Here is an 8329-nt window from a genome sequence, read left to right as displayed (position 1 = left end):
TCGGCGCGGCGAGTGGTGCGCGGCTTGCGCGAGAGTCGGCATTGAGGCGGGTCATCGAAGCCGTATGCGCTCGCCTGCTCGAAGCGGAGCCGGAGTTGACCGAGATGGACCAGCGCGTAGGCGACGGCGACCTTGGCATCAGCATGTCGCGTGCGGCGCACAGCATCCTTCAGGAAATCGATATTTATCCCGCCGAGAGCGCGCCCGCCGATGTGCTGCGGACCATGTCGGCGACGATACGACGCGTTGTCGGTGGAACATCCGGGCCGCTGTATGCCGTGATGCTGTTGCGCGCGGCTGCGGCGCTGGATGAGGCGCACGGGCCCGATGCGAAAGTCTGGTCGAAGGCGTTCACTGCCGCCGTTGCGGGCGTGATGGAACTGGGCGGTGCGCAACCAGGCAACCGGACGATGGTCGATGCGTTGCATCCCGCCGCCGTTGCGCTGAACGCAGCGCTCGATAAAGGCCTGAGTGCCGGCGATGCGTTGAACGCCGCCGTCGATGCCGCCACTCAAGGCGCCGCAGCTACCGCACAGATGCATCCGCGACTTGGACGATCGAGTTACGTTGGCGATCGCGCGTTAGGTTTCGCCGATCCGGGCGCGCATGCGGTTGCGCTTTGGCTTGGCGCTATCGAGTCGACTTTGCGGGGTTGATCGGTTTTAACTGGCTTAGATTCCTGGCTTGATTTATTTAATAACGGAGACAAAGAAAATGGATTTGAATTTGCGCGGGAAAGTGGCTGTGTTGACGGGCGCCAGCGTGGGTATCGGGCTCGCCGTGGCCGAGGCGTTCGCAGCGGAAGGAACGAATTTGTTGTTGGCCGCGCGCAATGAGGAACGGTTGACGCAAGCGGCTGAAGGCATCGCCAAGAAGTTCGGCGTCAAGGCTGTAGGGGTGTCTTGCGATGTGGCGACTGCTGCGGGCGTGGATAAGCTGGTCGCTGCGGTCAAGGACAATTTTGGTGGCGCGGATATTCTTTTCAATAACGCGGGCACGGGTAGCAACGAGACCATCATGGACGCGCCCGACGAAAAGTGGCTCGCTTATTGGGACCTGCATGTGATGGCGGCGGTGCGGCTGGCAAGAGGCCTGGTGCCGATGATGAAAGCGCGCGGCGGTGGCGCGATATTGAACAATGCGTCGATTTGCGCGAGCCAACCGCTTGGGTATGAGCCGATTTATAACGTGACGAAAGCGGCGTTGATGATGCTTTCAAAGAATATGGCGAATGAGTTTATTAAAGACAATATTCGCGTGAATACGATTAATCCCGGGCTTGTGCTGACGCCGGATTGGGTGAAGACGGCGAAGCAGTTGACGCAGGATTCTGGCGGGGATTGGGAGGGGCATCTGCAGCAAGTTGCGGATGAGCATGCGCCTATTCGAAGGTTCGCGTCAGCGGAGGAGCTGGCGGGGTTTGTTGTGTTTCTTTGTTCGGAGAAGGCGAGTTATAGCGTGGGGTCGACTTATTTTGTCGATGGGGGGATGTTGAGGGGGGTTTGAGGGTAAAAGTGGCTAAGACGTCCGAGGATCTTTAATCCCGGACGAGTCTGGATGGTTTTAGATTTTCGGATAGACCCAGTAGATTTCGGTCGGTTCGCAGGAATAAGAATTTCCCGAATATTTTAACGGACGCTTTTCGGCCATGACCGCCATTCATCGCCTGCGGACGAATATATGGCGCGCACGTCGGCTCTCGACGATAACGATCGACCGAACTCGACCCACAAGAGACCTTCGGCTTTCCCCGAAGCGGACATTAAAAACGGATGCTTTTATCTTGAATGAGTTAAGGTCAGTATCCAACTACACCAAATAGCTGCTGCGCCATGTTATGAGGACCTACCATGTTGATCCCTGTTCCTCTGTCTCTATGGCTGTGACGCAATAGTAGGTCAACCGCTTTGTCAAGAACCCTCGTATCGTCTTCTTCTTGCAGGTGTGCTTGATACCAGCGCATAGATAGGCCCGCTACTAAGTCGGATAGCTGAATTCGTGTGCTCTCTGGTGACGCTCTAAAGAACAAATCAGCCATTTTCTGGAAGTTGTAGTCCGAATATGGCAACCTAAACTTTGTGGGGTCTATCTTGGCACTTTCGGCTTGAAATTTAGCCTCACCAATGATTTCATCAAAGTGGGCTTGCTCATCATGAAAGATGCGGCATCCTTCCAACTTTCCCGATAAATAAAGATTCATTCGCGCATAGATGTTGGTGAAGGATGAGAAGTTTGGAAGCAACCAAACCTCTTGGTTACGCTTGCCTATGTCTGGAAGAGGCAAGAACCGTCGATGGGCTTTGTCCCCTTCTTGCTCAATCATGATACGGAAGTCGGCTTTACTTTCTTTAGCCTGCGAGGCAATAGCTTGAGCAACTTCGTGTGAATGTTGGCTTACACAGCTCTTGAGAAGATCGAAGTAGGCTCCAATCTTTTCATTTGATGGGTTGTTCATGCACTGGACGAACTCATAAATCACATCGTTGGGAACTCGGTAATAGATGTAGTCCGCAAAGATGTTTTTCATCCAAACCGTACTTTGTGATTCCTCGGTGTTGAAATATGGCGGCCAGATGAAGCCGTTAGTGATGCTCACGGCGAGCTGGTACTTCTTGTCCACAACTTCAACGAAGAACGGGAAATCGTTCTTCACCAGCAGATCAACAGCGTCAAGAGCAAAGTCGGGCTTGCGCTTCAGGATCTTGCTGAGTTTGAGTTCGGTGGCCTGAACCTTGTGCTTCTTCCTCAAAGCAGCAAGCTCTTCAGTAAGGCTGCTCTCGTTGGCAATCCCTACTGCAGCCAAACTGAAGACGGCTTGTCCGCCGAAGTCAAGATCTGCACTGGTTCGTGCGAGATCTCCGGTGTTGCCACTCTCGTCTATGTAAAAATCCATACTCTTCCCGTTATCGCGATCAATTACGAATAGATGCTCGGTGCACGAGCCACGGTCGGCATTCAGAATCGCAAGCACGGCGTCATCGGAAAGACCTGTATCGTTCGTCGCAGCGATTCGGTCTAACAGTTCGGGGTAACGTTGCATCCGTTCGGCGCTCGCGCGTTTGATGCGTTTCGCAATTTCCGCGACTCCGTCCAACCTTCGATAGTGAAGCCCGCCCACTATGACTTAGTATCAAGCCGATCAGCATCGCGAAGCTGGTCACGTCGCAGATCATATGCCGCAACTATTCGATAAGGACGCGGATTGTCACTGATCTGCCTATCCCCCCAATTGATCGCACCAATGTCCGGTGGTTCGCCTCGCAACAGCGATTGAATATGTGCAGGTATTTCCTGAGCGGGACGAGTAGCTTGCTCTAACAACCGCCGCTGGCTCAACTGGGGAAAGTAGTGCCGAAGATACTCGCCAACTCCTTGAACCGTCGACGGACCCGCGGAGTCTGTACGGTGGGCGAGTGGACAACAAAACAGACAGTGAAACGGGTTACACAAACCCAAAAGATTATTTTTTGACACGCGACTCCCCAACCGTCCTCTAGCGACATGGCTCACGGTGATAGCGTCGGTCATGAAGACGCCTCCCATCCTTGAACGTCGGCTGCAGAGCACTGCCGTTTCCGAATCGGCGGAGGCATAGAACGCGTAAAAAGGGAGTTGACGGGTAGCTTGCGCGTATGTCAATAGACGATTTAACTGACCGCATGTGTCATCGGGGTACGCTAATGCACTTCTGTATGCATTGAAAGCTTTCTTAAGTATTTTTGCCTGAAATAACAGCGGAACCCCAACAGTGTTATCGACAAACCAGACTTGCAACTGAAAATCGGCACCGGTTATTTTGCTTTCCTCATGGCGATCAAACAAATCGACATTTATGTAATGAAATCGCTTGTCTAGCTCGCGCCACTTCCATGCAAGGAAATCCGTCACCGATTCCTCTTTTACCTCCGACACATTCTTGATAAATCCCTGGACTTCTACAGACAACTGACGATTTGCTACGCACAGATCCATAAAATCCCCGATGCAATGGTTTTATTGTTAGCCCCTATCTTAGCGGAAAATGGCCATCGATTCGCCTATCTCATCTATCTAACGTTTCACTCTTCCAGAATCCATTCTACTAATGCCACGTGCAAATGCAGATACTTTCCTGTCTCACAGGATGTCCGCGCTGATCTGCTTCAAGTGCACAGGATTGTCTTCGACGTCGCGAGCCGTCATCGCAATAGACGCGTGGACCATGCGCGTTGATACAGCCTTAATATCTAAGCCTTTCAACATCGCTTTTCCTCTCGACCAAATTCCTTCGTACACCTCGGTAAGGCTTTGCTCTTTGCTGACTTCCATGCAATTCCTCTGTTGGGTGGAATATCTTTTCGGGGCGGATCAGCAAGAATTGTCCTCGATCTAGGAGGCGGAGTGGAACGTTTCAAAATGGCCGACCACGGTCCAATGCCAATTGCATAGACTGCTTGCCGAGGCCGGCTTGCGTCGGGCCGTGGTCGACCCATAGCCGACGGTCGATGGTTCTGATAGCGGACATCGACGGAGTTGCTAACTGGGACAGTAGCCGATTTCAAATCTGTTAACGTGTTTCGGTGTGTTTAGACGCCGCCGTAAATCTTGAAATACTCTTGCGCGTGGGTCATGTTTAGGTCGGTGTAGAGGTTGTAAATCTCAAACCACTGCAAACCGCGAATCGGCCCAGTCTCCGCCTTCGTCGAAAGAAAAAAGTCGATTGCCTGCGGATGGGATGGCTTGTTCAGATAAGACCAAATTACCGTTAGCGTGAAGTTCTCAAAGTTCACCTCCTTCAGGTTCGACGGGTGTTCTTCGTCTTTCGGAAACGAAGTTCCGCGCCGACTGCACACAGCCATGAATCTCAGTTGCCCTTGACTTGGTTCGTAAGCTCCCAATGTCTCAAGTCGGTCAGCACATTTTACAGGCAATTGGTATCTGTCGCGGGATAGGTCGCCACAAACACGAAACAGAACAGGAACGAACAAATCATCTTGCTTGATGCCGGTCGTCACTTGGCACAAGTCTTCTGTCCTATCCGGGAATGTTTGGGTTCGCTTGATGACATTGACTGCTGTGCTTTTCTTGCTGGCATGAACGGAAATGTGCTTTTCGCACTCCTCGAATGCCGACTCGTCGCAGATTGCCACCAGTTCGCCAAACGTAGGAGCGGAGTAAGCGCGGCCTCCGCTTGTAATGTGAATATTCAAATCAGCGCCCCGTGTTTCATGCGTAGCAAATACAGTTCGGGGCAAACCTCCCACATTTATCACAAGCGAGTTTTCATCTTGTGTTTCCACTCAATAGTTGTTTTTGTTTCAGGATGCCTGGAAGCCCATCTTGGGCCTAGCAGCGTCAATAAACCGTCTGCTTTGAGCTGCCCATGTCCATGACTGCTTCTGGCCGACTACTGTCCGATGTCCACGCGCAACATCATCCAAGGCGCATCCAGACCAGACGACATAAGCCGCTGGGACGTGATCTCAATGGAAACAGGACACGCCACTATTTCTTACCGCCTACCTTTCCACCCAGATGGGTCCGTCAGGGTGATGCTCTCGAATGACTTCGGTTGCGAGTGCAAATGCTTCTGTATTCTCAGGTTTCACTTCATGTGTGAATTCGGTCACCTTCAATCCGGTTGCGCGAAGGGTTGTAAGGTGATCATCGGCTAGGATCCCACCACTCACCCACAACGCGTAATCGAGATTACTGCAGCTCAGTTTTTCAAAGCCGGCGACGCCGGCCATAGACCACGCGAAAAAGATCATATTTCCTCTGCAACGACATGATGATTGTCAGACCACGAATCTCACGAGGACTCTAAGCGCGCAAAGATTGTCGAACATCTAGGTATCAGAGCCGACGGTCCGTTGTTGGCCGATCGGCGCCACATGGCGGAGCGCCCCAAAGGGGTCATTCGCCCGCGTTGATGCAGTGTGGTCAGTGTCCTCTCAGGCCGAAAAACAAACACACTACAGTTAAAAAATTAGGGGCTCCTTCCTGCTATCGCCGGAAGGAGCCCCTAAATCGCTAGCTGAGTGAGAACCGCCCTAATCCAAAGAGCGGCTCAAAGCCTCAACCCTTCACCGTCCCCAACGCCGCATTCAACGTCTTACTAGGCCGCATAACCGCCCCGAGCTTCTCAACATCAGGCCAGTAATACCCACCGATATCAGCCGCATGTCCCTGCACAGCAGCCAGCTCGGCAACGATCGTAGCTTCATCCTCGGTCAAACGCTTTGCCAGCGGAGCGAACAACCCCGCTAACTCAGCATCATCCGTCTGCTTAGCCAGTTCCTGCGCCCAATACATAGCCAGATAAAACTGACTACCGCGGTTATCCAGTTGCCCGGTCTTCGGCGAAGGATTCTTGTTGTTCTCAAGCAGCAACCCGGTCGCGGCATCGAGCGTCTTTGCAAGAACCTTGGCCTTCGCGTTCCCCGTCTTGATACCCAGATCTTCAAGCGACACAGCCAGCGCCAAAAACTCCCCCAACGAATCCCAACGCAGATGGTTCTCCTCAACCAACTGCTTGACATGCTTAGGCGCCGACCCACCCGCGCCCGTTTCATACATCCCGCCACCAGCCATCAGCGGAACGATAGAAAGCATCTTCGCGCTGGTTCCCAATTCCATGATCGGGAACAAGTCCGTCAGGTAATCGCGCAGGATATTGCCCGTCACCGAAATCGTATCCAGACCGCGAATCACGCGCTCAAGCGTGTAACGCATCGCACGAACCTGCGACATGATCTGAATGTCCAGACCGGTCGTATCGTGATCCTTCAAATACGTTTCGACCTTCTTGATCATCTCGGCTTCGTGCGGACGATACGGGTCCAGCCAGAAAATCGCCGGCATGCCCGAGTTACGCGCACGCGTCACGGCGAGCTTCACCCAGTCGCGAATCGGCGCGTCCTTCACCTGGCACATGCGCCAGATATCGCCCTCTTCCACGTTCTGCGTCAACAGCACTTCGCCCGTGGCGATATCGACAATGCGCGCTTCACCCGCTTCCGGCACTTCGAACGTCTTGTCGTGCGAACCGTATTCCTCAGCCTGCTGCGCCATCAAGCCGACGTTGGGCACGGTGCCCATCGTGACCGGATCAAAGTTGCCGTTGGTCTTGCAGAAGTTGATGATCTCCTGATAGATACGCGCAAACGTGCTTTCCGGAATCACGGCCTTGGTGTCTTTCGGACGGCCATCGGCGCCCCACATCTTGCCGCCGATGCGGATCATCGCGGGCATGGATGCATCCACGATCACGTCGTTCGGTGCATGCAGGTTGGAGATGCCCTTGGCGGAATCGACCATTGCGAGTTCCGGACGATGCTCATGGCAAGCATGCATGTCACGGATGATTTCTTCGCGCTTGGAGCTCGGCAGGCTTTCAATCTTGTCGTACAGATTGACGAGGCCGTTGTTGACGTTGACGCCGAGTTCATCGAAGAGCTTGCCGTGCTTGGCAAACGCATCCTTGTAGAAAATCTTCACGGCGTGACCGAACACGATGGGGTGCGAGACCTTCATCATGGTGGCCTTCACGTGCAGCGACAGCATCACGCCGGTTTCACGCGCATCTTCCATCTGTTCTTCGTAGAAGTCGCACAGCGCCTTCTTGCTCATGAACATGCTGTCGATGATCTCACCTTCCAGCAGCGACACCTTCGGCTTGAGCACAATGGTCTTGCCGCTCTTGCTGACGAGTTCCATCTTGACGTCGCGCGCATGGTCGATCGTCATGGACTTTTCGCCATGATAGAAATCGCCGTGCTTCATGTGCGCCACGTGGGTGCGCGAAGCCATGCTCCACTTGGCCATGCTGTGCGGATTCTTGCGCGCATAGTTCTTGACGGCGGCAGGCGCGCGGCGGTCGGAGTTGCCTTCGCGCAGCACAGGGTTCACGGCGCTGCCGAGGCACTTGGAGTAACGCTGGCGAATCGACTTTTCTGCGTCGGTCTTCGGGTCTTCGGGGAAGTCGGGAATCTTGTAGCCCTTGCCCTGCAGTTCCTTGATCGCACCAATCAACTGATGCTGCGACGCGCTGATGTTCGGCAACTTGATGATGTTGGTTTCAGGCAGCAGCGTCAGGCGGCCGAGTTCGGCGAGGTTGTCGGGAACGCGTTGTTCTTCGGTCAGGAACTCGGGGAACTCACCCAGGATACGGCCGGCGACCGAGATGTCGCTGGTGGTAACGTTGATTCCTGCCGGCGCGGTGAACGTGCGGATGATGGGCAGAAAGGCGTTGGTCGCCAGCAGCGGAGCCTCGTCAGTCAGGGTGTAGATGATCGTGGGTTGTTGGGTGCTCATCGCTAATCCGAGAAAAGGGAAAGAGGTTGAAACG

Annotated in this window: 7 protein-coding genes; 2 read left to right on the top strand and 5 right to left on the bottom strand. The window is 53.8% G+C overall.

The window, feature by feature from the left end:
• The coding region (gene dhaL, locus ACRXB1_RS02430) for a dihydroxyacetone kinase subunit DhaL (protein ID WP_449490981.1) at positions 1 to 656 on the top strand (656 nt) is incomplete at its 5' end.
• Between the two features lie 88 nt (positions 657 to 744).
• Entirely contained in the window at positions 745 to 1506 is a 762-nt protein-coding gene (locus ACRXB1_RS02425) for an SDR family NAD(P)-dependent oxidoreductase (RefSeq protein WP_449490980.1), read from the top strand.
• Positions 1507 to 1798: 292 nt separating this feature from the next.
• On the opposite strand, the gene ACRXB1_RS02420 is transcribed toward ACRXB1_RS02425, so the two are convergent.
• The 5 genes from ACRXB1_RS02420 to ACRXB1_RS02400 all read right to left on the bottom strand — a co-directional run bounded on the left by ACRXB1_RS02420 (position 1799) and on the right by ACRXB1_RS02400 (position 8295).
• Positions 1799 to 3094, bottom strand: coding sequence for a DUF3800 domain-containing protein (locus ACRXB1_RS02420; RefSeq protein WP_449490979.1), 1296 nt, complete (start codon positions 3092 to 3094; stop codon positions 1799 to 1801).
• A 23-nt stretch (positions 3095 to 3117) separates the two neighbouring features.
• Positions 3118 to 3972, bottom strand: a complete 855-nt coding sequence (locus tag ACRXB1_RS02415; RefSeq protein WP_449490978.1) for a DUF6615 family protein — start codon at positions 3970 to 3972, stop codon at positions 3118 to 3120.
• A 144-nt stretch (positions 3973 to 4116) separates the two neighbouring features.
• Complete coding sequence (locus tag ACRXB1_RS02410; RefSeq protein WP_449490977.1) at positions 4117 to 4308, bottom strand: hypothetical protein; 192 nt, start codon at positions 4306 to 4308, stop codon at positions 4117 to 4119.
• A 257-nt stretch (positions 4309 to 4565) separates the two neighbouring features.
• Positions 4566 to 5279: a hypothetical protein gene (locus ACRXB1_RS02405; RefSeq protein WP_449490976.1), complete on the bottom strand. Its 714-nt coding sequence runs from the start codon at positions 5277 to 5279 to the stop codon at positions 4566 to 4568.
• Between the two features lie 778 nt (positions 5280 to 6057).
• Positions 6058 to 8295, bottom strand: coding sequence for an NADP-dependent isocitrate dehydrogenase (locus tag ACRXB1_RS02400; RefSeq protein WP_062002142.1), 2238 nt, complete (start codon positions 8293 to 8295; stop codon positions 6058 to 6060).
• Positions 8296 to 8329 lie beyond the last annotated feature (34 nt).

It is taken from the genome of Caballeronia sp. M23-90, from assembly GCF_053574605.1.
The sequence above is the reverse complement of the archived record's forward strand: the minus strand, read 5'-3'. Positions and strand labels throughout refer to the sequence as shown.

Excerpts from the sequence above, each read along its gene's own strand:
- ACRXB1_RS02415 (WP_449490978.1), bottom strand. The coding sequence starts at position 3,972 with ATGGATCTGTGCGTAGCAAATCGTCAGTTGTCTGTAGAAGTCCAGGGA.
- ACRXB1_RS02410 (WP_449490977.1), bottom strand. The coding sequence starts at position 4,308 with ATGGAAGTCAGCAAAGAGCAAAGCCTTACCGAGGTGTACGAAGGAATT.
- ACRXB1_RS02400 (WP_062002142.1), bottom strand. The coding sequence starts at position 8,295 with ATGAGCACCCAACAACCCACGATCATCTACACCCTGACTGACGAGGCT.